General features: G+C 64.0%; 20 protein-coding genes. 14 read left to right on the forward strand and 6 right to left on the reverse strand.

What is annotated here, in order from left to right; translation table 11 throughout:
* Positions 1-2 precede the first annotated feature (2 nt).
* The 3 genes from CK215_RS08615 to CK215_RS08625 all read left to right on the forward strand — a co-directional run bounded on the left by CK215_RS08615 (position 3) and on the right by CK215_RS08625 (position 3,360).
* Positions 3-788: an SDR family oxidoreductase gene (locus CK215_RS08615; protein ID WP_066994025.1), complete on the forward strand. Its 786-nt coding sequence runs from the start codon at positions 3-5 to the stop codon at positions 786-788.
* Between the two features lie 557 nt (positions 789-1,345).
* The gene (locus CK215_RS08620; RefSeq protein ID WP_245418646.1) at positions 1,346-2,137 is read left to right on the forward strand and encodes a WecB/TagA/CpsF family glycosyltransferase; all 792 of its coding nucleotides are present in this window, start codon (positions 1,346-1,348) and stop codon (positions 2,135-2,137) included.
* Complete coding sequence (locus CK215_RS08625) at positions 2,134-3,360, forward strand: NAD(P)/FAD-dependent oxidoreductase (protein ID WP_095830696.1); 1,227 nt, start codon at positions 2,134-2,136, stop codon at positions 3,358-3,360. Before CK215_RS08620 ends, CK215_RS08625 begins: the two co-directional genes overlap by 4 nt.
* Positions 3,361-3,459: 99 nt before the next feature.
* Here the strand turns inward: CK215_RS08625 and CK215_RS08630 are convergent, their stop codons facing one another.
* Positions 3,460-4,617 (reverse strand): GNAT family N-acetyltransferase, encoded by a 1,158-nt coding sequence (locus tag CK215_RS08630; protein ID WP_095830697.1) that lies wholly within the window; start codon positions 4,615-4,617, stop codon positions 3,460-3,462.
* Between the two features lie 279 nt (positions 4,618-4,896).
* Between CK215_RS08630 and CK215_RS08635 the strand changes: the two genes are divergently transcribed.
* Positions 4,897-6,372 carry a hypothetical protein gene (locus CK215_RS08635; protein ID WP_095830698.1) on the forward strand — a complete coding sequence of 492 codons (1,476 nt, stop codon included), beginning with the start codon at positions 4,897-4,899 and terminating at the stop codon, positions 6,370-6,372.
* Here CK215_RS08635 and CK215_RS08640 read toward each other — a convergent pair.
* Together CK215_RS08640 and CK215_RS08645 are read right to left on the reverse strand one after the other, a co-directional pair.
* A complete protein-coding gene (locus tag CK215_RS08640) occupies positions 6,358-7,452 on the reverse strand; it encodes a glycosyltransferase family 4 protein (RefSeq protein WP_095830699.1) in 1,095 nt (364 codons plus the stop codon). The two genes, CK215_RS08635 and CK215_RS08640, sit on opposite strands and share 15 nt — an antisense overlap.
* Complete coding sequence (locus CK215_RS08645; RefSeq protein ID WP_245418647.1) at positions 7,449-8,861, reverse strand: lipopolysaccharide biosynthesis protein; 1,413 nt, start codon at positions 8,859-8,861, stop codon at positions 7,449-7,451. The genes CK215_RS08640 and CK215_RS08645 overlap by 4 nt, the downstream gene beginning before the upstream one ends.
* Positions 8,862-9,099: 238 nt before the next feature.
* On the opposite strand from CK215_RS08645, the gene CK215_RS08650 reads away from it, so the two are divergent.
* The 3 genes from CK215_RS08650 to CK215_RS08660 all read left to right on the forward strand — a co-directional run bounded on the left by CK215_RS08650 (position 9,100) and on the right by CK215_RS08660 (position 13,967).
* Positions 9,100-11,250, forward strand: a complete 2,151-nt coding sequence (locus CK215_RS08650) for a GumC family protein (protein ID WP_095830700.1) — start codon at positions 9,100-9,102, stop codon at positions 11,248-11,250.
* 20 nt (positions 11,251-11,270) lie between these two features.
* Positions 11,271-12,377: a cellulase family glycosylhydrolase gene (locus tag CK215_RS08655; protein ID WP_095830701.1), complete on the forward strand. Its 1,107-nt coding sequence runs from the start codon at positions 11,271-11,273 to the stop codon at positions 12,375-12,377.
* Between the two features lie 66 nt (positions 12,378-12,443).
* Complete coding sequence (locus CK215_RS08660) at positions 12,444-13,967, forward strand: hypothetical protein (RefSeq protein WP_095830702.1); 1,524 nt, start codon at positions 12,444-12,446, stop codon at positions 13,965-13,967.
* Between the two features lie 40 nt (positions 13,968-14,007).
* Here CK215_RS08660 and CK215_RS08665 read toward each other — a convergent pair whose 3' ends face one another.
* Entirely contained in the window at positions 14,008-14,892 is an 885-nt protein-coding gene (locus tag CK215_RS08665) for a hypothetical protein (RefSeq protein WP_245418648.1), read from the reverse strand.
* 501 nt (positions 14,893-15,393) lie between these two features.
* Here CK215_RS08665 and CK215_RS08670 point away from each other — a divergent pair.
* The 3 genes from CK215_RS08670 to CK215_RS08680 are packed head-to-tail and all read left to right on the forward strand — an operon-like array spanning position 15,394 to position 18,238.
* Positions 15,394-15,948, forward strand: coding sequence for a MaoC family dehydratase (locus tag CK215_RS08670; RefSeq protein WP_095777219.1), 555 nt, complete (start codon positions 15,394-15,396; stop codon positions 15,946-15,948).
* Positions 15,945-17,102 (forward strand): CaiB/BaiF CoA-transferase family protein, encoded by a 1,158-nt coding sequence (locus tag CK215_RS08675; RefSeq protein WP_095830704.1) that lies wholly within the window; start codon positions 15,945-15,947, stop codon positions 17,100-17,102. Before CK215_RS08670 ends, CK215_RS08675 begins: the two co-directional genes overlap by 4 nt.
* A 14-nt stretch (positions 17,103-17,116) precedes the next feature.
* Positions 17,117-18,238 (forward strand): extracellular solute-binding protein, encoded by a 1,122-nt coding sequence (locus tag CK215_RS08680; protein WP_095830850.1) that lies wholly within the window; start codon positions 17,117-17,119, stop codon positions 18,236-18,238.
* A gap of 25 nt (positions 18,239-18,263) precedes the next feature.
* Here CK215_RS08680 and CK215_RS08685 read toward each other — a convergent pair whose 3' ends face one another.
* Together CK215_RS08685 and CK215_RS08690 are read right to left on the reverse strand one after the other, a co-directional pair.
* Complete coding sequence (locus tag CK215_RS08685; RefSeq protein ID WP_067002721.1) at positions 18,264-19,100, reverse strand: amidohydrolase; 837 nt, start codon at positions 19,098-19,100, stop codon at positions 18,264-18,266.
* A gap of 120 nt (positions 19,101-19,220) precedes the next feature.
* Entirely contained in the window at positions 19,221-20,006 is a 786-nt protein-coding gene (locus CK215_RS08690; protein WP_095781194.1) for an IclR family transcriptional regulator, read from the reverse strand.
* A gap of 156 nt (positions 20,007-20,162) precedes the next feature.
* Between CK215_RS08690 and CK215_RS08695 the strand changes: the two genes are divergently transcribed.
* The 4 genes from CK215_RS08695 to ugpC all read left to right on the forward strand — a co-directional run bounded on the left by CK215_RS08695 (position 20,163) and on the right by ugpC (position 24,450).
* The gene (locus CK215_RS08695; RefSeq protein ID WP_095830705.1) at positions 20,163-21,476 is read left to right on the forward strand and encodes an extracellular solute-binding protein; all 1,314 of its coding nucleotides are present in this window, start codon (positions 20,163-20,165) and stop codon (positions 21,474-21,476) included.
* A 106-nt stretch (positions 21,477-21,582) separates the two neighbouring features.
* Positions 21,583-22,479 carry a sugar ABC transporter permease gene (locus tag CK215_RS08700; protein ID WP_095777216.1) on the forward strand — a complete coding sequence of 299 codons (897 nt, stop codon included), beginning with the start codon at positions 21,583-21,585 and terminating at the stop codon, positions 22,477-22,479.
* Between the two features lie 2 nt (positions 22,480-22,481).
* Entirely contained in the window at positions 22,482-23,348 is an 867-nt protein-coding gene (locus CK215_RS08705) for a carbohydrate ABC transporter permease (protein WP_095777215.1), read from the forward strand.
* A gap of 4 nt (positions 23,349-23,352) precedes the next feature.
* On the forward strand, positions 23,353-24,450 hold the full coding sequence (ugpC, locus tag CK215_RS08710) for a sn-glycerol-3-phosphate ABC transporter ATP-binding protein UgpC (protein ID WP_095777214.1): 1,098 nt from the start codon (positions 23,353-23,355) through the stop codon (positions 24,448-24,450).
* The last annotated feature ends 1 nt before the right edge of the window (position 24,451 follow it).

A 24,451-nucleotide genomic window follows, 5' to 3' on the forward strand; every position in this document is an offset into this window, starting at 1 on the left:
CAATGAAGGATTTTGTTGGCAAGGTCGCCCTGGTGACGGGGACGACGGGAATCGGTCTGGCAACCGCCAGGCGCCTCGCCGCGGGGGGTGCTGCGATCATCGCCTGCGGCATCGACCGCTCGGCCAATGCGGCAATGAGAGCGGAGCTGGAAAGCTCCGAAGCCGGCGCGCTGGTCGTCGACACCGACGTCTCCGTGGCGGACCAGGTCCGCGATGCCGTCGCTGCCGGGGTGGCACGGTTCTGCGGCCTCGACGTGATCGTCAATTCGGCGGCCGTCCATCCCTACGGAACCGCGACCACGACCGACTGGGAAACATGGAACAAGGCCATGACGGTCAATGTCGGCTCGATCTACCTGACGGCGCATTTCGGCATCCCCGAAATGATCCGCCGCGGTGGCGGCGCCATCGTCAATGTCGCCTCGGTGCAGGGTTTCGCCTGCCAGCAGAACGTCGCCGCCTATGCCACGACCAAGGGCGCCATCCACACGCTGACGCGTTCGCTGGCGCTCGATTACGCGGCGGCCGGCATCCGGGTCAATTCGGTCAGCCCAGGCTCGATCCGCACACCGATCCTGGAGAAGGCCGCGCGTGGCGAAACCGGCAGCGATGCCGATGTCGAGGAAGCGTACAGGCGCTTCGGTGCGGCGCATCCGCTTGGCCGCATCGGCGAACCGGAAGAAGTGGCCGAACTCATCGCCTTTCTGTGCTCCTCCAGAGCGAGCTTCTGCACCGGCGCGGATTACAAGATAGACGGCGGCCTGACCGCCGGCATCGGTGTGAAATAGAGCCATGAAGATCGGTCTTGGCCTTTGCCGGAGTAGCTGACGCCGGACGATTTCCGCTTTGCCCGTCTGGCGGGCGCCATGCATGTCGCTGCCCGCCTCACCAACTATTTCGTGGCCCAGGATCACCCAGGATAGATCAGGAGCTCGTTGGCATTGCAATGTGGTCGCACCAGTGGCGATCGCATCGCATTCGTGTTGAAAACGCAGCTTCAAAATCACCCAAAAAGCAAGTGAAGTCGAGGTCAAAAGGTTAAACTGATTTATATTTCGATACAAATTGTCCATATTAACTAACTATTAACATGTCGCTTAATTTTTTGATTTTTTTACGTATGGTGCCATGAAGGAGGTAGTTTGAACTACCGGAGAGCGGGGCGACTTCTCCTATGCGAAAAGTTTTAGAAACTTCAAAAAGAGATTTTGAACAACACAGCGTTACGACCGGCGGATCGGATCCGCTCCACTCCAGCCAACATCTGACGTCCGCGAACCATGAGACCCCTCGTTTTCCCCGGTTGCAGCACCAGACTTCGACCGGACGTCCAAGCGTGACCGCCGTGGCAGCGCTGGAAGCAGCCCCTTCCCGGCAGGACCTGCCTGCATTGCCGACGGTGCAGCTTGGCGGGCTGCCTGTCACCGTGATCGACCGGCAGGGCGCCGCCCGCCTGATGCTCGCGGCGGCGCGGCAGCACCGCCTTGGCAGCCGTCCCTACTACTTCACCTCCGCCAACGGCGACGTCATCGCCCAGGTTCGCGCGAAATCTGAGATCGCCGCCCTCTTCCGCGAAGCCGACCAGATCTTCGCCGACGGCCAGCCGCTTGTTCTCGCCTCGCGCCTATTGTGCCGCACGCGGTTGCCGGAACGGGTGGCCACCACCGATCTGTTCCACGATGTCGCAAAGCTCGCCGAGAACGAGGCCGCGACCTTCTACCTGCTTGGATCGACAGAGGCCGGGAACGCCAAGGCCGTGGCCGCCATCAAAGCCAGCTATCCGCGCCTGCGCATCGTCGGCCACAGCCACGGCTACCTGACCGGCGAAGCACTCGAGAAAAAGCTCGAAGAGATCGACGCGCTTGCACCGGACATTTTGTGGCTCGGCCTCGGCGTGCCTCGCGAGCAGATCTTTGTCCGCGATTTTGGCTCGCGGCTCTCGAATGTCGGTGTGATCAAAACTTCCGGAGGGCTGTTCGACCATATTGCCGGCAAGGTCCGGCGCGCCCCGCTCTGGGTCCAGAAGGCGGGTTTCGAATGGCTGTGGCGCATGTTGATGGAGCCGCGCCGGCTGTTCTGGCGCTACTTCACCACCAATCCCCGTGCCCTTTATGCCCTGTTGAGGTATTCCCAATGACAGCCGAACATTCGCTGCGTCCGCTGCCGGAGGGAACCGACACGGAGATCGCTGTCGTCGGCGGCGGGCTCTCCGGGACACTTGCCGCGACTCTCCTCGGCCGGTCGGGCTACCGTGTCTCATTGATCGACCGCCACCCCGTTTTTCCGCGCGAGTTCCGTGTCGAGAAGATCGCCGGCGACCAAATCGACAAGCTGCGCCGGATCGGCCTCCTCGACAGTCTTTCCACGGCGGCCGCGGCATTCGACGAGATCGTCAACGTGCGCAAGGGGCGAGTGCTCGACCGCACGCGAGCCCGCCACTACGGCATTTTTTACGACGACCTCGTCGCGGCGATGCGGGCCGAACTGCCCAAGGCCGTACGCTTCGTCGCCGGCAGGGTGAGCGCTGTGGAGGCCGGCCCGGAGCGGCAGCGTGTGTCGATCATCGGGCAGCCGGATGTGACGGCTCGCCTGCTTGTGCTCGCCACCGGCATGGGCGACATCCTGCGGCGCGACGTCGGCATCGAGCGCCGGTTCGTCCACCAGCGCCAATCGCTGACTTTCGGTTTCAATGTCCGGCCGGCGGGAGCAAGCGCGTTCAAGCATCCGGCGCTGACCTATTACGGCGAACGCGTTTCGGACGGCATCGATTACCTCAACTTCTTCCCGGCCGGCGGCGTTACCCGCGCCAACCTCTTTGTTTTCCGGGAGCATACCGACCCGTGGGTCAAGGCGCTGCGCGACCGCCCGCGCGAAACGCTCATTGAAACGCTTCCGGGACTCCTCAAGACCTTTGGCGATTTCGAGGTCATCGACCGCGTCTCGAGCTGGCTCACCGACATCACCGTAGCCGAAAATTGCAAGCGCGACGGCGTCGTCCTGATCGGAGACGCCTATCAGACATCCTGTCCGGCCGCCGGAACAGGTGTCAGCCGCCTCCTCACCGATGTGGAGCGCCTGTGCATGGTGCACGTGCCGCAGTGGATGGCCTCGCCCGGCATGGCGGCGGCGAAGATCGCCACCTTTTATGATGATCCCATGAAGCAGGCGATGGATGAACGGGGGCTCGAGTTGGCGAATTTCCGCCGCAGTCTGACCATCGACACGGACCTGCGCTGGCGCGCGCGCCGGCAGGTTCATTTCAGCCGTCGCCGCATCCTGCACGAGATCGACAAGTTCAGCCCGAGCTTTGCCGCGCGGCTGCGCGGTCTCAAGCGGCCGCAAGTGGAAGCCGTGACCTGATTGCGGGTAAGCCGGCGCATTTCGTTCAAAGTACGCTTCGGCATAGGCGTGCGCGACCGCCTGAAGCTTGCGTAAGGCGTCCGAACCGACCCGCTTCAACTAGGGCGACTCGGCGGCCTCATCGGCAGCCGGCGGCATGATGACAGCTGAAGGCTTGGCCTTCTTGACATGCGCGGCCTCAAGGATATGCCGCGCCAGCGCCTTGGCCGCCGGCAATTTCTGCACCGTCAGATGCGCCGCATAGCCGAGCGGACTCCCTGCGCGGTAGATTTGCCACATCGGTGAAGGCCGGCCGCCGAACACGCGCTTGTAGGGCTCGTCGCCGATGGTGAAATCGAGGTGTTGATCGCCGCGCTCGATGCAATCGCGGGCGATCTGCTCGAACATCAGGCTGCCGATCGACTGCTTCCGGTAGCCGGCCTCGTCGAAACCGCCGAGGATGACTAGAAGCGAGCCGCGGTGCTCGAGCCCGAGCGCGCCGGCGATCGGCTGGCCGTTCATCCAGAATGCATAGGTGCGGGCGAAGCCGCCGCACCCTTCATTGGCCACGGCCAGGTAGAAATCGAAATAGGAAGGCAGCTGCAAAAGGTCGGCCGGACCGTTGCTGCCGTCGAAGCGTTTGCCGCGATAGAGCTTGAGGGCATCGAATGTCGTGCGGACCGCGGCCGGGCCGTCAACGCATTCGAAGCGCGCCTCCCCGATGCGGTTGAGCTGCCGGGATTTCTTGTCCAGCTCCTTGCGATAGGACTGGTCCAGCCGCTGCTCGCGCCAGCCGGCGAATGTCGGCTCCAGCTTGCTGGAATAGGCGCTCATGCCCATGCTGTCGCGCTTGTCGACGCCAAGCAGGCGCTCCATCGCCAGGGAGCGGTCCGCCAGCTTGCCTATGCGCAGGAGATCGTATGGCCGCAGATGCTTGCGGATGGCGGCGACGGTGCGGGCGTCGGCAAGAATGCGGGAGAAGGTCTCCTCGTCGGCGACGGGCGAGACATAGTCCGAAACCCGCAAATCCGCGAATTCCACGACCTTCAGCAGCGTGTAGCGGCGCCTCACCAGCGGCAGGACCATCGCGAGCCTTCCGCTCGCACGCACGCGGACGACGATGATCAGTGGCGTGGCGGCGCCTTGCCGCACGAGCCTCTCATAAAGTTGCGCGAGCCAAATCGGATGCTGAAAAGCGGTTGCCGCCGAGCTGGCGAAGAGCTCGGCGTACTCCGTCGAACGGAAATCGAACGCATCCTCGGCAGTGACTTCAAACATGTGATCCGAACCGGCAGGGACAGCGGCTATCCACGACTTCTTACGTTCCAGGTCAAGACCGGTCGCCGCGATTGTTGGAATCTTGGTATATGCCGAAACCGCTAATCTTGCGTTGCATGGCAGGCCGGGCGGACGACCACAACCGCTTCGGGATCGCAAGTCGAAAATCATGCCGAAAAGTAGAAATCCGGTTTTGCGTGTAACGCCGATGTAAGTATTTTCGGCCAGTCTCTCGTTCCTCATTGTTGGAAATCCGAGCAGGACATAGCCGCCCAAAACATGCTGGCGATCGAGGTCATCGTTCCGCAATCGGCGCCCCGCCATTGGCAGCGGCTCGCCATAGAGCGGCTGGAGGCGGACGGCCACGATGTCGCGGTGGCGCATCAGCCCGGGCCGGCGACCTGGCCGGCCGCGGCAAAAGCCGCCTTCCAGTTCGAGCAACGTCTTTTCCGCCGGCGCGGACCCCTTCTCGGCTCCGCGGTGCAAGCAATCCCGGCACGGCCCGGCAATCGCCCCGCCGCGCTGAGGCTCGATCTTGCCGGCGATGCGGCCTTGTCGAATGTTCCCACCATCGGCCTTCGCTTCGACGGATCCAGCGCCGATCTCTCGGCTGCAATTGCCGTCGCGGCCGGCAGGCTCCCGGTGATCGAGGCCGTGCTCGACAGGAAGACGGTGGTCGGCCAAGCGCGGCCCATGGTCGACAAGCGGGAATCCAGCGCACTCGGCACCGAGGACGTGTTCGCCCGCGCCATTACTCTGGTTCAGTCGGTCACCCGCGCGTTCGCGGCGGACCGGCTGCCACGAGAGGCAGTTGCTGAAATCCATGGTCGTGGCGAGCGAGGCGGGTTCACATCCGCCTATCTTGGCGCGGCGCTGCCGCGGCTCGGCCGGGAAGCGCTTCGGCGCGCGCGCTTCCGCCACGCGCATTGGCGTGTCGGCTATCGCTTTACCGATGCGCCGGGTGTCGCCGATACCGGCAAGCTCGGCACCGGCTGGTCGGTGCTGCCGGACCCGGGCAATCATTTCTATGCCGACCCGTTCCCCTTCTGGTGGCAGGGTCAGCCCTTCGTGTTCGTCGAGGACTATCCGCACGCGACCGGAAAGGCGGTCATTTCCGTTGTTCCGTTCGACGCGGATGGCGTTCCTGGCGAGCCTCGGGTCGTGCTGGAGGAGGCTCACCACCTCTCCTACCCGCAAGTATTCGAGCGCGACGGCGCGATTTGGATGCTGCCGGAGGCGAGCGCCGGCGGCAAGCTCACGCTCTACCGCGCGTCGGGCTTCCCGGACAGCTGGCTTGCCGAGACCGTGCTGGTCGAAGGCGAGATTTCCGATGCCACCTTGCTCGAGCATGAAGGCATGCTCTGGCTGTTCGCCACGGACCGTGACGGCCATGGAAGCACTTCTGACACGCTGGTGATTTTCTCCGCCCCCGCGCTTGCCGGTCCGTGGCGGTCGCATCCGGTGAACCCGGTCCTAATCGACCATCGCATGGCCCGCCCCGGCGGAGCCTTCGTCCGCAACCGCGACGGCCGCGTGCTTCTTCCGGTCCAGGACGGAACGCTGGGCTATGGCGGCGGGCTGGGCCTTTCGGAGTTGCTGGAGCTCAATCAGCAGACGGTGCGGCTGTCGCCGCCGCGGCCGATCGATGCGGCTGGCGACTTTCCTTATCCGAAAATCCACACACTCAATCGGGCCGGGCGCCTGGAAGTGATCGACGGGATCGCCGCCGTGCGCAAGCGGTCAGGCAAGCAGTAGCGCCTCGTAGCCCGCGCACATCCTGGCCGGCGAATACTTATCCCGCAGCCGCCGTCCCGCCTCCGAAAGCCTGGTCTTGGCTTCCGGCCGCGCAAACAGATCGCCAAGGCCCCTGGCCATGCCGGCAGCGTCGGCCTCGACGAACAGTGCGGCGGGAGAGCCGTCCTCCGCGGTCAGCACCTCGCGCAAGACGTCGAGATTGCTCGCCACGACCGGCAGCCCGGAAATGGCGGCTTCGACGCAGGCGAGGCCGAAGGTCTCCGTCATCGAGGCAAACGCATAGGCATCGCCGGCCGCGAGGAATTCGAAGATGCGCGCCGGCGGAACCTCGCCCACGAGATGCAGGCGGTCGGCCACGCCGCGGCTTTCGGCAAAGGCGACGAGCGCCTCGCGCTCCGGCCCGGCGCCTGCCAGCGCGACGTGGACGTCGGGCAGTCGATCGAGCGCGCCGACAAGCGCGATCTGGTTCTTCATCCGCGTCAGGCGGCCCGATGATACGGCCAGCCAAACGTCCTGCGGTAAGCCGAAGGTGGCGCGCGCCGCTGCCTTGTCGAATTCCTCGCCCGGCGCGGGTACGCCGTGATCGATGCGACGCATGCGCCGCCGATAGGAGCGCGGATAGCGATCGAACTGCGCGTGCGTCCAGCCGGAATTGACGACATTCGCCTGGTAAAGGCCAACCGTGCCCATCAGCTTGTCGATCTGGGAGAGCAGCCCCATGACGCCGATGCTTTGCGGGGCGCCGCTTTGGTTTGCGACGATGTGCCTGACGCCCGCCAGCCGAGCGCCGATCGTGCCGAAGATGTTGCCATAGTGTTGGTAAGTGATGACTGCGTCGGGGCGTGCCGCGCGCAGATATCGAGCCAGGCCGATGGTCGCCCGGATCTGCCCGGGCAATCCGCGCGGTCTGTCCGTCAGGACGAAATCCACATTGGGATCGCGGTCGTAGGCTTCGGTCTTGCGGTACATGAAGACGGTGCGCACCTCGTGCCCCCGCGCCCGCAATCCCTCGCCCACCATGTCGGAGATCCGCTGCGCCCCCGCAGCCTCCGCCTGGGTCTGCACTTGGACGATCTTCACGTGCGCCCTTTCAGGAGGGCATGAGGCACCAGCCCGATCCTGTCCAGGGACAATCCGAGGATCGACGGGTTGATGCCGATTCTGCGCCGGGCGATCAATACCCCGAAAGCCGTCCATGCGATGACGGTTCCGGCAATGCTGAGGGCCGCTCCTATGGACCCGAGGTAGTAAGTTGCCACGGCCGTCACGCAAAGTCCGACAACGTTGACGATGACCAGCACCTTGAAGAGCGCATGCTGCAGACCCGTCAACTGCAACAGGACTTCGATCGGGCCGCAAGCGGTGCCGAACGTCGCCCCGATGCCGAAGATGACGAGCGTCGCCCTCATGGTCGGCGTCGCATAGGCCGGATTGAAGATGGACAGGATGAAGTCGCCGAATATCCAGAAGGACGCCAGCACGCACAGCGCAATGGCCGAGCCGCCAAGCGCGGCGAGGCTGGTGATGCGCTGAACGTGAGCCCTGTCGCCGCTGTAGAAGGCCGCCGATATCTGCGGCGCCAGCGCCTGGTTGATGCCGTTGAGGGCAAGGGTCACGAAGCGCGTGGTCCGGTCCGCCACGAAGATCGCGCCTGCCGCCTCTGGCCCGAGGATCATCGCCACGAGCAGGGTGCTGACCTGGCCGAGCGCGGGCGGCAGCGAGGTGACGCCCCACAGGCCAAGCGTCACCGTCTTGAATTCCTGCTTTTGCCCTTCCGTGAGACCACCGCGATCTGCCCGCGCCGTGTCGCGCAACAGCACAATTGTTTGCGGGACGACCGAGAGGATGAGCAGCAGCGCCGTCAGATATGTCGCCGCGATCGCATCGATCTTCACTTGCATGAAGTGCAGCGCCGCAACGGCGGCGATTGTCGCCGCGCGCCAAATGATGTCCCGCGGCAGCAGGCCCGATATCAGCGCGTTCTTGGCCCGGAAGGCGCCCGAGGTAAACTCCGACCAGCCGAGCGAGAACGACAGCACCGCCGCCGCCACGCATAGCGGCAGCCATTCCGGCGTTCCCCTGCCGACGAAGGGCAGGAATCCCACCACGATGATGAGCAGGCTGGTGCCGACAAGCCCGGCCAGCGCCACGAGAATGGCACGCGCCATCAGCCCGTGAGCCGAGCCGAGATCGCCCAGCCCGGCATATTGAGGCCAGAACCTGAGCACGGTGCTCTGCTGGCCCACCGAAGCGAAGAAGGAAACCAGGCTCGCGCCGGCATAGGTAGCGCTGTAAAGGCCGAACTCGCGTTCGTTCGTCACCATCGCCACGGCCACGAACATCAGGAAGGACAGGCCCGCGCTGGCAAGCTTGATGATGCCGGCCACGGCGCCGCTCTTGGCAAGCGCCGTGACCGACATGCGTATGTCGGTCGCCGGGCTGGCCCCTGCCCCGGGGGCGGCCTCGCGGTTCCCTTTAGTGTCCTTCAACCTCGCCTCCTGAGACGATCGGCGATGGGCTACCCGCACCTACGACGACGCTCAAAACCCGATCCTGCATAAGCAAAATGCCGCAACCGCGCCAGCGCGAACGCTTCGCATGGTTACCGGCATCGCCAGCGCCGAGCGCATCGTCACGCCGCCAAGCTTAACGGATGGCTAACGATAATCCTTAATACTGTGGAGACGAGTGAGGTCGTGAAGTCGCGGCTCTCGACGAGGAAAATCGATGAAGCCAGCCAGTATCGACGAGCGCACTCTAACGCCGTTGTTCGACATAGGTGCAGTGTGGGCCATCCTTTGGGCGCGACGCGTGATGGTGCTTGCCATCGCCGGCGCGGCAGTGCTGCTGGCGCTCTCCTATCTTGCGGTGACCAAACCAAGCTATACCGCAACGGCCTCGATACTGATCGACCCCCGCGACACGCGCGCGACCAATTTCAACAACGTGCTTCCGGGGATCGGCTCCGACAGCGCCGCTATCGCCAGCCAGGTCTTCGTCATCCAGTCGCCAGACCTGCTCGGCGCCGTCTTCAAAAGCCAGAAGCTCGACAGCGATCCGGAATTCGCCGGCGGCGGCCTTGCTTCACGTCTGTTCGGAGCCGGCGCAAGCGCGCCGCAGGACGCCGCCTTCAAGCGCTTCCAGAGCAAGGTTTCTGTCGAGCGCGAAGGGCTGACCTACGTCATCAATGTCAGCTTCACGTCGCCGTCGCCGGAAAAGGCCGCGCGCATCGCCAATGCCATCGTCGATCAGTACCGGGCAGGCCTGGTGGGAGAACGCGAGAGCGCCAACAGCGACGTGAATACGCTGCTCACGGACAGGATCTCCGGCCTGCAAAAGGACGTCAGCGACGCCGAGCGGACGGTCGAAGACTTCAAGACGAAACACAATATCGTCAATTCGACGGACGGCGGCACGCTGCAGTCGCAGCTCGATCAGCTGACGACGCAGTTGATCGCCGCCCAGGGCGACGCTGACCAGGCCAAGGACCGCTACAATCAGGCGCTGGCTGCGGGCAGTTCGCCGGCCGGGCTCGCCAAGCTTGCGGATATTCTTACGTCCACCTCGGCCATCAAATTGCGCGACGACTACAACCAGCGCGCCACCGAGCTTGCCAGCCTGCAAACCATGTACGGGCCGCGCCACCCCACCATCGGGCGGCTGCAGTCCGAGCTGGATAGGTTGAAGCGGCTGATGGCCGCCGAGGCGGATCGCATAAGGCAGCAGTTGAAGGCCAGCTATGATCTCGCCGTGCAGAATGTCGGCAAGCTGCAGGACAAGCTCGAAGCCTTGCGCCAACAGTCGACGAATTCGAACATCGCGCAGGTACAACTGCGGCAGCTGGAATCGAAAGCCCAGGCGGCGCGCGCCGTGCTCGACGACTATCTCAAGCGGGCGCAGGAAACGTCGCAGATGCAGGGCGTGCAGACTTCCGAAGCGCGCAAGATCGGCGTGGCTTCGCCGCCTGTCCAGCCGACATGGCCGAAGCCGGCCCTGCTTCTCTTGGTGAGCGCCGTTCTGGGGCTCCTCGCCGGATGCGGCCTCGCTCTGGCGCTTGGTCCGGTCCCGCAGCCGCAAGAGGACCCGCAGGCGCCGAAGGCGGCCGTGCCGGAGCCGGTCGTGGACCGTAAGGACAGCGCGCCGGTCAGCCCCCGGCCATTGCCGATGCCAGCCAATTTCGGCGAGTACCGTCTGCCCGGCGTCGCCGGTGGGACCGCCTACTCAAACATCAAGGCGATCAGGAAACAGCTCTTCCAGACCGGAAACGAAACGCTGTCGCTCGCCGTCCTGAAGATCATGCGGCAGATGGTCTTGCACCTGAACGACCACGGCAAACCGTTCGTCATCCTCGTGTCTTCGATCCACAGCAGTTTCGAGGCAAGGATTGCGGGCGCGATGCTGGGCATAGGCATGCAACGGGCCGATCAGAACGTGCTGATGGTGGAAATTGGCGATCGTCTGTCCAGCGCGACGACAGACGGCGCCGGATTGTTCATCGATGGCGCGACCGGTCTGCAGACGGTCGTGTGCAGCTCAGTGGCGGAAAAAAGTCCCGGCGTTGCCGATCGCAACTCGTTCCGCGGCATTCTGGCCGAAGCCGGGAGCGCGTTCGATTTCGTGCTCGTGATCGCGCCCTCGCTCAATGAGAACGGCTGGAATCCGGAGCTCTTCGCCAAGGCCGATCTTGCGCTTCTGGCGCTCAGCCCTTCCGAGCAGCCTTCGGAAGCCGCCAGGCTGCTCGCGCAAAAATTCGGTGCCGGCCAGATCGGCCGCAGTGCCACTCTTGTCGTCGCGTCGGCCGACGCGCGGCCAGCCGCGGCGATCGACAGTCCGCGAGCGGCCGGCGAGCAGCGCCGCAGCGGCGCCGTCCGGGGCTAGACCGTGGAGGCGGTGCATCGATGACATCGCCGCCCAAGGTGTCGAGGCGACGGGCGCTGGCCTTTGCCGCCGGAGCCGTTTTCGCGGCCTCCCCTCTGCCGCAATCCGCTGCGCTCGCGACGGCCGGCCACGTTCCGTCGCACGGCTTCAACCTTCCCGGATGGCTCGACCGAAACGATGGGCTTGCTCCCGCCACGGCCACGCTTGAGAAGCTGCGGCAATCAGGCTTCGAAACGATCCGGCTGCCGGTCAACGGCGATCTCGTCTCCAGCGGCGACCCGGCAACGCTTCGCCGCATCCAGAACGGGATCAGGGATCTTGTCGGGCTGGGCTTTTCGGTCCTCCTCGACATGCATCCTTCTGGCGAGCTCGTAGCGGCTTTTCGAAACGATGCCGAGGCGGCCGCAGGAAGAGTGCTTCAGGCCTGGATGACGTTGCGTGCCGTCGTTGCCGATCTGCCTGCGGAGTGGGTCTATCCCGAGCTGCTGAACGAGCCCCCGATGGAACGGAGCGCCTGGCTGGCGCTGCGGGAACGGATCGCCGCGGCGCTGCGGGCGAAATGTCCGCGCCACACGCTGGTCTGGGGACCGGCACGGTTTCAGGGCATTTGGGAAATCGCCGACACGCCGCCGCTCGCCGACGACAACCAGATTGCCGCCGTTCACTATTACGCCCCCCTGGCCTTCACCCACCAGTGCGAGACCTGGGATGCCTCGCCGCTCGCCCGCATCGCGGACCTGCCCTTTCCCGCAAGCAAGGAAATGGCCCAGGTGAGCCGGCTTATCTCCAAATTGCGGTCGGCCGGCGACGAAGAAGCCGCCAACCTCGTTGAAGAGGAATTGTCGGCGCCTTGGACGGGCGCGCGGATCGGCTCCGATTTTGCCGATCTGGCGCGCTGGTCCACCACCAACGGCTGCCCGGTCATGCTGAACGAATTCGGTGTGCTCAACTTCTGCGTGGATGCAGAAAGCCGCGCCTCCTGGGTGCGCGCCGTGCGCAAGGCGGCTGAAGCGAACCATGTGGCATGGACCTATTGGGAGCTCGATCAGGGCTTCGGCTTCATCAGGAGCAGGCAGAGCGTCGAGGGCTTCGACGGCTCGATGATTGCCGCGCTCCTTGGAGGTTAGGCCGGAAATGGACGACAGGCGCCATCTACGCTTGCTGGGACAAGTGACGAGCGGAGCGGATCAGCGATGAGCACGACGCAGGTCTCTTCGCCCGTCAGACTGAGTTTGCCGGGCAGGGATACGCCCGAAACCTTGCTGCATGTCGGCACGGCCTTGCTTGTCGTTGCGCTGGCAGTCTCCGCATTTGCCGTGTGGACGCCGTTCGGGATTGCCGCAACATTCGTGCTGACGCTGATCGTTTCGAACGCGATGCCGGCGGGCGTTCCGGTGCTGATCATCTGCGCCTTTCTCTTTCAGAACCTCGTGGTCGCCTGGTTCACCCCCTACATTCCCGACAACGACACGTTCGACGCGCTGCGCGGCACCAATTTCATCATCCTGATGACAGCGTTCGGCATTTTCCTGGCCGCCTCATTTCAGGACCGCGTCCGCGCGCTGACCGAGTTGCGCCCGTGGCTGCTGCTGAGCATGGTCCTGTGCGGAACGATTTGTTTCTATTTCGCTCTCGGCGTCGTGCATGGCGGCCCCAAGGACGCGGTCGTCTATTTCCGCAACACGATCACGCCGCTCGCCTGCTTCCACGTCGCGGTCCTCGCCGCCAGCCTTTATCCCGTCGATCTGCGCAAGAGCATGCTGTGGCTCGGCGCCGGCGCGATCGTCTATGGCTATGCGGAACTGACCTTCACCATGGATTTCCTCGGACTGTTCCACGGCGACCAATATGTCGAGCGCAGCATCTCGCGGCAGGTCGAGACCGGCGTGTGGGAAAAAGCGCTTCAGGAAACCGGTTTCGTTTACCGTGGGATCGAAGACGTGATGACCACGACATTCTTCAACACGCCCCTGTTCAACGACATCCTGCCAAGCGTCTTCCGCATCGGCGGCCCGAATTTCCATCCGATCAGCTATGCTTACGCCTTGAGCATCATTTCGGCCTGGCTGCTCTTCAAAGGACGATGGGTGCTGCCTCTCGCGGCTCTGCCGCTGCTGCTCGTCATCGGCTCCAAGGGCGCGACCTTCATGCTTTTCGTCGCAATTGCCGTGCGGCTGATCTACAGCCCCTCCCGCGCCGGTCTGGCGCTCATGGCCGCGATGGCCCTGGCAGTGGTCTGGACGACGGCGGCGATCGGCTATGGCGCCACCCATGGCGACTATCACGTCCTCGGTCTGATTGCCGGCATGCGCGATTTCCTGGCCGATCCGCTCGGCCAGGGCTTGGGTCTCGGCGGCAACCTGTCGAGCACCAGCATCAATCTCAACTGGCAAACCGCCCAGGCCGAAGGCGCCGCCTCCGTGCCGGTCGAGAGCGCGGTCGGTGTCATGCTTTACCAGATGGGCGTGGGGAGCCTCGTCTTCTTCGGCTTCCTGGCGGCGCTGGCCGTGGCATTGCGACGGCAGCTTATCCAGACCGGCGACCCGGATTTCCTGTTCGGCTTTGTCGGCATCGTCACCATTTCGGCCAATGCCGTATTGCAGGAGGAGGCTTTCTACTCCCCTCTTGCCCTCGCCTTCTGTCTGCTGCTCGTGGGCGTCTCGCTGGGAACACGCTGGCGCATGGCCGCGGCGGCAAGAGCCGAAGCGGCGGGCTGACTTCGGATCGGCTGATTCCAGACCGGCTTCCCGATTTCGTTCAGGAACCGAACAGCACCATTTCGGTGAACGTCAGGTCTCCCGGAGAAGGCGATTTCGGACCCTTGAAATATTTGATTCCCTTGTTCGGAAAATACCTGCCGGACAGACCGGTAACCGGCCCCATCGCATCGACGAGGCAAAGCAGTTGTCCGCGCCGCAGGAGAAAGCGGCCCACGACCCCGGCGCACCTGACCAGATCCGCGTGGGATCGGCAGTAGACGATCTGGCAGCACGGCACGAGGCCATGCAATATCCGGCGCGGCTTCAGAACAAGCGGCAACGCCAGACCGTGGCAGACGCAGATCAGCGAAAGACAGCCCAACGCGGCGTGCTCGAGCAATATGTATCTTTCGTTGTCGGTGAGTTCAGCCATTTCGGCGAGGTCCGCATGGGCTTCCAACACCCGGTCCGGACGCGGCATACCGTTCAGAATGGGCAAGAAGGCGATCTGTCCGCCGGAAAACAGGCGAAAACCGAAGGCTTTGTTGAGCCTCACTGTCCCGGGCGATGGAGAAATATTGGTGTAGACCACGTCCTTGCGCAGGATAACCGTCGCGATCATCCGGCTGGCATAGGGCCGGAATTCCGCGTCCACGGACCAGCTCGAGAGATTGCAGCGGATTTCATCGCCTTCCAGGCTTCTGTGCCTGGCATAGAGCGTAAGCACCGCGCCGACGATCCGGCCCGACTTCTCTAGGACGAACCCATATCGCGGAAAATCGGCGACCGCGGGCCGCTGCGACAGGCGGGTCAGCGCTTCTATCCAATAGCTCCTGCTGCGCTCCGGAAACCCTCGGTGCAGGCAATCCGCCACGCCTCCCCAATCCCTCTCGTCGAAGGGCCGGCAACCGATACCGGGAGGGAATGCGCCGAGAACCGCCATAGTCGACTCAAGAGAAAAGTACTGGATGTCGCCGAAGTCAGTATTATCCTTGGCGATCGATTACCAACGAATTGCATCGTCACAGAAGTCAATTTTACTGACCCGTTTGGCGATGCTACGTCACTCTGCGCCCGTGCAACCGGCAAGCCAAGCTTTACAACCTTTTGGCAGTTAATGCTTGTACAATTAGCTAATATGTCTTCCCCGGGATTTCTCGCAAACCCGTCACATGGAGCCTGCTCTGACCAGCCCTAGCCCGCCGCGACCCCTTGCGCTGGAGTGCAAATGCATTCCGCCGCGAGGCACGGCCGAAGCGCTCGCTACGCTTTCACGCTGCCGGCGAGCCGGTTCTGCCAAGGCGCAAAATTTCTACCTGACCGGCTTGTGCGCAAATCTCATATGTGAATATAGTATTCACAAAAGAAGATTGGAGGATCGATCGCGTCCGACTCCGGCTTGCCGGAGCGGTGCGGCCATTCTCCGGAGCGGACGAACAGCGCAATGACCAGCTTCCCGCCCACCGTCGGCGTCGCTTCGACCTGCCCTGCCGACATGCCGGCCGATCACGCCCTGCTGCCGGTATGGAATGCCGAAAACTGGTTCTTTGAGGATTGGCCGATCGGTCAGAAAATCCGCTCGCTCCGGCGCACTATGGCCGAAGGCGACAGCCATCTCTTCAACACCCTGGTGCTCGACATCCACCCTTATGTGCAGGACCAGATGTTCGCCGAGCGCGAAGGTATCTTCGGCAAGCGCCTCGTGGCGGGCGCCTTCGTTTTCTCGGCCGGGCTTGGTCTAGTCGCCACCAACTGCGTCAATGCCTTTTCCTACGGCTATGACAAGCTCCGCTTCATCAAGCCGGTCTTCATCGGCGACACCATCTATTCGATCCGCACCAACATGGAAAAGAAGCCCCGCTACAAGGACATGGGGCTGATCCGCGCCAGCTATGAAGTGTTCAAGGGCGAAGGCGAGCTGGTGCTCTACTGCGAGCATCTGCAGACGGTGAAATACAGGGACCCGGCCGACTTCGCCGGCAAGACGGAGAAGCAATGATGGTCGCCGACCTGCCGCTGTCCGGCCTTGTCGTCGTCGACATGAGCCAGTTCCTGTCGGGACCTTACTGCTCGCTGAGGCTCCTCGACCTTGGTGCCCGCGTCATCAAGATCGAGCGGCCCGATGGTGGCGACCTGTCGCGCCGGCTCTATCTAAGCGACACCGAGATCGGTGGTGATTCCACCATCTTCCACGCCATCAACCGTGCCAAGGAAAGCTTTGCGGTCGATCTGAAGAACGACGACGACCTTAAAGCGCTGCGCGGGCTGCTCGCCAAGGCCGACGTGCTGATTCAGAACTTCCGCCCCGGCGTCATCGAGCGGCTCGGCCTCGATTACGAGCATGTGCGCACGATCAATCCGCGCCTGGTCTACGCCTCGATCAGCGGCTATGGCGAGGAAGGACCGTGGGTAAAGCGTCCGGGCCAGGACCTGCTTGCCCAGGCGCGCTCCGGCGTCATGTGGCTGAACGGCGACGAAGATCAGGGTCCGGTGCCGTTCGGCCTGGCAATCGCCGACATGCTGGCCGGCGCCGCCTGTGCGCAAGGCATCCTCGCAGCACTGGTCCGGCGCGGCATCACCGGCGCGGGCGGCCATATCGAGACCAGCCTCTTCGAAGCGCTGATCGACCTCCAGTTCGAGGTGCTGACGACGCATCTCAATGACGGCCGGCGGCTGCCGCGCCGTTCGTCGTTCCATAGCGCCCACGCCTATCTGGCGGCGCCCTACGGAGTCTATCCGGCCAAGGACGGCTTCCTGGCGATCGCCATGACGCCGATCCCGAAGCTCGCCGACCTGCTCGAGATCGAGGCGCTGGCGCCCTATCGCGACAAGCCGGCGACCTGGTTCACGGCGCGCGACGAGATCAAGGCGATCATCGCGCAGCGCATCGCGCAGAAGTCGGTCGACGAATGGCTGGCGATCCTCGAGCCCGCCGACATCTGGTGCGCGAAGGTGCTGAACTGGAAAGAGGTGCTGGAAAGCGACGGCTTCAAGGCGCTCGACCTGCTGCAGACCGTGACGCGCGAGGACGGTGTTTCGATCGACACCACCCGGTCACCGCTCAGGATCGACGGCATGCGCGCCAAAGTCGAGCAGGCGGCGCCGCGCGTCGGCGAGCACAGCGCAAAAATCCGCAAGGAGTTCGGCCTGTGACGACGCTCAAGGGCATGACCTGGAACCATCCGCGCGGCTATGATCCGATGGTCGCCTGCTCCCGGCTTTGGCGGGAAAAGACCGGCGTCTCTATCGAGTGGGAGAAGCGCTCGCTGCAGGACTTCGAGTCCTTCTCTGTCGAAGAACTCGCCCGCGCCTACGACCTGATCGTCATCGATCATCCGCATGTCGGCCAGATCACCGCCGAGAAGTGCCTGGCCCCGCTCGACGTGCCCGGCCGCGAGGCGGAGCGCGAAGCGCTGGCGAAGGCAAGCGTCGGCCGGTCCTATCCGAGCTACACTTGGCAGGACCGGCAATGGGCCTTTCCGATCGACGCCGCGACGCAGGTGCAGGCCTGGCGACCCGATTTGATAGACGCCGCGCCGAAGATCTGGACCGAAGTGCTGGAGCTTGCCCAGCGGGGCCGCGTGCTCTTGCCGCTCAGGCCGCCGCACTCGCTGATGTGCTTCTTCACGCTTGCCGCCGATCTCGGCCGGCCATGTGCAGTCGAAAGCCCGAGCGATCTGATCGATCCCGATACCGGCGAGACCGTCTTCGAAATGCTGCGTGAGATCGCGGCACTCCTCGATCCCGAGTGCCTTACGATGGATCCGATTGCGGTGTTCGAAAAGATGGCCGAGGCCGGCTCGCGCATCGCCTGCGCGCCGCTGATCTATGGCTACGTGCCCTATGCCACTGCAGGCTTCCGGCCGAACCGGCTCTTCTTTTGCGACATGCCGACTGTGGGCGGCAACGGCCCGGTCGGCTCCGCGCTCGGCGGCACCGGCATCGCCGTCTCCGCCTTTTCCGCTGCCGGCGAGGAAGCGATCGACTTCGCCTACTGGATCGCCAACGGCGACGTGCAGCGCGGCCTCTATGCCGCCGCCGGCGGCCAGCCCGGCCATGCCGCCGCCTGGGAGGACGAAGCCGTGAATGTCGCGACGGGCGACTTCTACCGCGGCACGCGGGCGACGCTGGAAGGCGCCTGGGTGCGCCCGCGCCACGACGGCTACATGGCGTTTCAGCAGGCGGCGTCCGATCGCCTCGACGAGGGTCTTGCCGGCCGGCAGGACGCCCCCCGCGTCGTCGCCGACATCAATCGCCTGTTCCGGCAGAGCTTCGCGGCGCCCCGCTAATACAGTCGGGCATCGGCCTTGCGGCTCACAGCCGCCAGAGCTTCTTCGCGTTGCCGGAGAGCAGTTTCGCGCGCTCGGTTTCGCTCGCCCCGGCAAGGAGCGCGTGCGTCGCCGCTACCCAGCCGAGCAGCCCGCCACCGAGCGTGCAGACCGGCCAGTCGCTGCCCCACACGACGCGATCCCAGCCGAAGCTGCCGATCGTGTGCTCGACATAAGGCCGCAGGGTCTCGACGGTCCAGCTCGCCGGATCGGCATAGGCGACGACGCCGGAGATCTTGCCGACGACATTGGGGCGCCGGGCGATCTCGGCGATCTGCTCGCGCCAGGGATGCTCGGCCTTGCCCCGGATGTCGGGCACGCCGCAATGATCGAGAACGAATTGCACGTCAGGCGCCAGATCGACCAGCGCGATCGCTTGGCTCATCTGTCGCGGCAGGACGCAAAGATCGAAGGTCAGCCCGCTGCCGGCGATGCGCCTGATGTTCTCGCGGAACAGGGCGCCCTCGGAGACGTCGTCGGGCACGACATGCAGCACGCGGCGGAATCCTTTGACAAATGGATCGGCCTTCACCTTGTCCAGCCAGGCGGCGAAGCCAGGTTCTTCCGGCCGGCACGACACGATCGCGCCCCGCACCAGGCTGCCGGGCTTCTTCGACAGGCCTTCGACAAGGGCTGTCTCGGCCGCGATATCGGCCGGGTGGACGTCGACCTCCATATGGAGCGCCAATTCTATGCCTGCGCGGCGCGCCTCGGTGGCGTATTCGTCGTGGGAAAAATCGCGGTCGAGGGCCGGCACGCCGGACAGCCAGGGATAGCGTAGCGCCGCCCTGTCGATGAGATGCAGGTGGGTATCGACGATCATGGCTTCCTCCCTTGTCGCGCTATCCACGTGGCCCGAATTGCGCAGCGGCTTTTGCGCAAACGACATGCATCAGACATGGACTCGATCATCTCACCGGAGAATTCGCCATTCAAATAAGAATTATTCCTTTGACCTGACATCCGACCCGGCGAGTTGCGACAGGCGGGCCGCTGCTGCCTGGAGCAGCGTGATGGTCCTGGTGATATCGGGCGCTGCCGGCGCGTTGACCAGAGTGATATAGGGTATGGTGAGCGCGGCAATGCCGTGCCCGTCGGAACCGAGCACCGGCGCCGACAGATTGTAGACGCCGGCGGTCTGCAGCGAAGCCATCATCTCGTAGCCACGATCGCGCACCTGGTCAAGGCGGGCGAAGAAGTCGGGCGACAACTTCATCTCCTCGTTGCTGCGCAAATGCTCGGCGATCATCATCTCGCGCTCTTCCGGCGAGCGGAAGGCCAGCAGCACATGTCCCGAGCCGGTGTCGAACAGGCTGATATGCGAGCCGACGCGGATCGAGATGCCCCAGTATCGCGGCGCTTCCTGCTGGGCAATGACCACGGCGCTGCCGCGGTCGAACACGACGAGCTGGTTTGCCTGCCAGGAGGTCTCGGCCAGCTCGCGCATGATCGAGGTGGCGTAGGAGACCAGCCTGCGCACCGGTGCATGCAGCTGGCCAAGCCCGAAGAGCTTCAGCGTCAGCGAATAGCGGTCGCCGTCTGGCCGGGTGACGTAGCCGCGTTTCACCAGACGGTCGAGCATCCGGTAAAATTCGTTCGGGCTGCGGTCGAGCCGCTTGGCGATCTCGGCCTGGGTCAGGCCGCCATCGACGCTGGCGAGCAGTTCCAGAATGTCCAGCCCCTTGTCCAGTGCCGGCGCGCGATAGCGGTCTTCCTCGTCGTCCTGCACCCGATGCCCTCTGGTGAATTGTGATCTTCATATACGCAAGACAGCCTTCATAGGGAAGAAGTTTCGGCTTGACGACTTATGAATAATTTGTTTGCATATGAATGAAGCATGGAGCTTCAGCCATGACGGCCTGCGGCCGTTCCAGGGAGGATATTCATGAACAGACTGCTTTCCGGCGTCGCCGCCGGCGCATTGCTCATGGCATCGGGTGCGGTCTTTGCGGCCGACCTGCCGGGCAAGTTCACCGGCGTCACGATCGACGCCAAGCTGATCGGCGGCCAGCAATACGAAAAACTCTACGCGCGCATCGGCGAGTGGGAGAAGGCGACCGGCGCCAAGGTCAACGTCATCTCCAAAAAGAACCACTTCGATCTCGACAAGGAGATCAAGTCGGACATCGCCTCCAACTCGATCACCTGGTGCGTCGGCTCCAACCACACCTCGTTCGCGCCCCAATATCCAGGCATCTACACTGACCTCGCCAAGCTGCTGCCGAAGGAGGAGATCGACGCTTTCGTCCCGGCCAACATCGCCGCCGGTACGCTCGACGGCAAGCTGGTGATGCTGCCGCGCGCGCAGTTCGACGTCTCGGCGCTCTACTACCAGAAGAGCCTCTACCAGGACGAGGCCAAGAAGAGGGCCTACAAGGAGAAGTACGGCGAGGAGCTCGCCCCGCCGGACACCTTCGACGAGATGGCTCAGCAGGCGGAATTCTTCGCCAGCCCGCCCGACTTCTACGGCACGCAATATGCCGGCAAGGAAGAGGCGATCAACGGCCGCTTCTACGAGATGCTGATCGCCGACGGCGGCGAATATCTCGACAAGGACGGCAAGCCTGCCTTCAACTCCGAGGCCGGCGTCAAGGCGCTCGACTGGTTCGTCAAGCTCTACAAGGCCAAGGCTGTGCCCGCCGGCACGACCAACTATTTGTGGGATGATCTCGGCCAGGGGTTCGCGTCCGGCACGGTGGCGCTCAACCTCGACTGGCCGGGCTGGGCCGGCTTCTTCAACGACCCGAAGTCGTCCAAGGTCGCCGGCAATGTCGGCGTCAAGGTGCAGCCGAAGGGCTCATCCGGCAAGCGCTCGGGCTGGTCCGGCGCGCATGGCTTCTCGGTGACCGAAAACTGCGCCAACAAGGAGGCCGCCGCCTCCCTCGTCTGGTGGCTGACCAACGAGGACAGCCAGAAGCTGGAAGCCGCGGCTGGCCCGCTGCCCACCCGCACCAAGGTGTGGGAATGGGACCTCGAGCAGGCCAAGTCCGATCCTTACAAAACCGAAGTGCTGCAGGCCTTCCAGGAAGCCGCCAAGAACGCCTTCCCGGTGCCGCAGACGCCGGAATGGATCGAGATCTCCAACGCCGTCTATCCCGAACTTCAGGCCGCCATTCTGGGCGACAAGACCTCCAAGCAGGCGCTCGACGACGCTGCCGCCAAGGCGACGCAGATACTCGAGGACGCCGGCAAGCTCTAAGGACTATCCTCCCAGCGGCGCCGGTCTTCGCGACCGGCGCCGCTTTGACCGAAGCGGCCGCCCTGCGATTGGATCGCCGGCCGTGCAAATTATTCTGGGACACTGCATGACGGCCAAGCGGCTTTCCGCGCCAACGCTTCTTCTGCTGCCGGCCGTGCTCGTTCTGGCGGCGGTGGTGGTCGTGCCGCTCTGCCTGTCCTTCTATTCGAGCTTCACGCCGTTCAGGCTGACACGGCCGGAAACCTTCTTCACCTTCATCGGCCTGCGCAACTATCGCAACATTCTGTCCGACGCGAATTTCTGGTGGGCCTTCGGCCGCACCGTGCTCCTGCTCACCATCGCGCTCAATCTCGAAATGCTGCTCGGTCTCGGCCTCGCGCTGCTGGTCGAGAAGGCTAGCCGCGGCCAGCGGTTGCTGCGCACCATCATGATGTTCCCGATGATGTTCTCGCCGATCCTGGTCGGCTTCCAGTTCAAGTTCATGTTCAACGACAATATCGGCCTGGTGAACAACGCGCTGCAGTCGCTAGGCATAACGCGGGACGCCATCCCCTGGCTAATCGAAGGCCATCTCGCCTTCATCGCCATTTCAGTCGCGGAGATCTGGTCGTCGACCTCGATCTTCGCGATCCTGATCCTCGCCGGCCTGCTCGCCATGCCGAAGGAGCCGGTCGAAGCGGCGCGCGTCGACGGCTGCACGCCGTGGCAAACCTTCCGCTATGTGACCTGGCCCTTCATCATGCCCTTCGCCTATATCGCCATGACCATCCGCTCGCTCGACGTTGCGCGCGCCTACGACATCGTCAAGATCATGACCGATGGCGGCCCGGCCGGCCGCACGGAACTGTTGTGGACGCTGGTCGCGCGCACCGCATACAGTGACGCGCGCATGGGCGTGGCCAATGCGATGGCCTATTTTTCGATCCTGCTGTCGATCGTCTTCACCGTCTATTTCTTCAAGAAGCTCGCAGCGGCGCGGACCCAGATCGGCGCGGAGTGGTGACGATGGACGCCAACGCATCCGCCCGTCTGAGGCGCCGCGCCGGCGTCGTCGCCCACCGCGTCGGCCTGTTCCTCGCCATGCTTTTGATCTGTCTGCCCGGCATCTGGATCGTGCTGTCCTCGCTGCGGCCGACGGTCGAGATCCTTGCCAAGCCGCCGGTCTGGATCCCGCAGCAGGTCTCGCTCGATGCCTACGTCGCCATGTTCAGCGGTGTCGGCAAGGGCGGCATTCCCGTCCTCGACTATTTCCGCAATTCCCTGATCATCTCGGTGACCTCGACCGTCATTGCCATCGCCATCGGCATGGCCGGTGGCTACGCTTTCGCGCGCTACCGTTTCCGCGGCAAGTCGGCGATGTTCCTCGGCCTGATGCTGACCCGCACCGTGCCCGGCATCGCGCTGTCGCTGCCGCTGTTTTTCGTCTATGCGCGGCTCGACATCATCGACACGCATTTCGGCCTGATCCTCGCCTATGTCGCGCTCAATGTGCCGTTCACCATCTGGCTGATCGACGGCTTCTTCCGCCAGGTGCCGAAGGATCTCGCCGAGGCCGCGCAAATCGACGGCTGCACGCGCTGGCAGGCCTTCTGGCAGGTCGAGTTTCCACTCGCCGGGCCAGGCATCGCGTCGGCCGGCATCTTCGCCTTCCTTACCTCCTGGAACGAATTCGCGCTCGCCTCGCAGCTGACGCGCTCGATCAATTCCAAGACGCTCCCCGTCGGGCTGCTCGACTACACCGCCGAATTCACCATCGACTGGCGCGGCATGTGCGCGCTGGCGGTGGTGATGATCATCCCGGCGCTGCTCCTTACCTTCATCGTCCAGAAACACCTCGTCGGCGGCCTGACTTCCGGCGCGGTGAAAGGTTGATCCGATGGCGATTGTCTCGCTCAAGAAACTGACCAAGCGTTACGGCAACATGGAGATCGTGCACGGCATCGACCTCGATGTCGCCGACCGCGAATTCATCGCGCTGGTCGGGCCGTCCGGCTGCGGCAAGTCGACCACGCTGCGCATGATCGCCGGGCTGGAAGACATCTCCGGCGGCACGATCGAGATCGGCGACCGCATCGTCAACGATCTGCCGCCGCGTTCGCGCAACATCTCGATGGTGTTCCAATCCTACGCACTTTATCCGCACATGACGGTGCGCGAAAATCTTGGTTTCTCCCTGAAGATCGCCGGCGCGCCGAAGGAAGAGATGGACCGTCGCGTCGCCGAGGCCTCGGCCATTCTCGGCCTCGACGCGCTGCTCGAGCGCCGCCCCTCCCAGCTTTCCGGCGGCCAACGCCAGCGCGTCGCCATGGGCCGCGCCATCGTGCGCGATCCGGACGTCTTCCTGTTCGACGAGCCGCTCAGCAATCTCGACGCCAAGCTGCGCACGCAGATGCGCACCGAGATCAAGAAGCTGCACGCCAAGGTGAAGTCCACGGTTATCTACGTTACCCACGACCAGGTCGAGGCGATGACGCTCGCCGACCGCATCGTCATCATGCGCGACGGCAACATCGAGCAGGTCGGCACGCCGGACGAGGTCTTCCAGCGGCCGGCGACACGCTTCGTGGCGGGCTTCATCGGCTCGCCGCCGATGAACCTGCAAGAGGCGACCGTGGACGACGGCAAGATCGTCTTTTCCGGCGGACAGAGCCTGCCGCTGCCAGGCCGCTTCAAGGCCAAGGTGAACGCCGGCGACAAGGTAGTGTTCGGCCTGCGTCCCGACGACCTCTACCCCGTGGGCCACGGCCTGCATTCGGGCGATGCCGCTGACGTCCACGAGATCGAGCTGCCGGTGACGGTGACCGAGCCGCTCGGCAACGAGACGCTGGTGTTCGCCGAGTTCGACCGCCGCGACTGGGTTTCGCGCATGCTGAACCCGAGGCCATTGAGGGCGGGCGATCGCGTGGCGATGAGTTTCGACCTGTCGCAAGCGCATCTCTTTTCCGCGGAAACCGGCAAATCCTTGAGGGCCTGAC

Source organism: Mesorhizobium sp. WSM3864, from assembly GCF_002294955.1.
Lineage (GTDB): Bacteria > Pseudomonadota > Alphaproteobacteria > Rhizobiales > Rhizobiaceae > Mesorhizobium.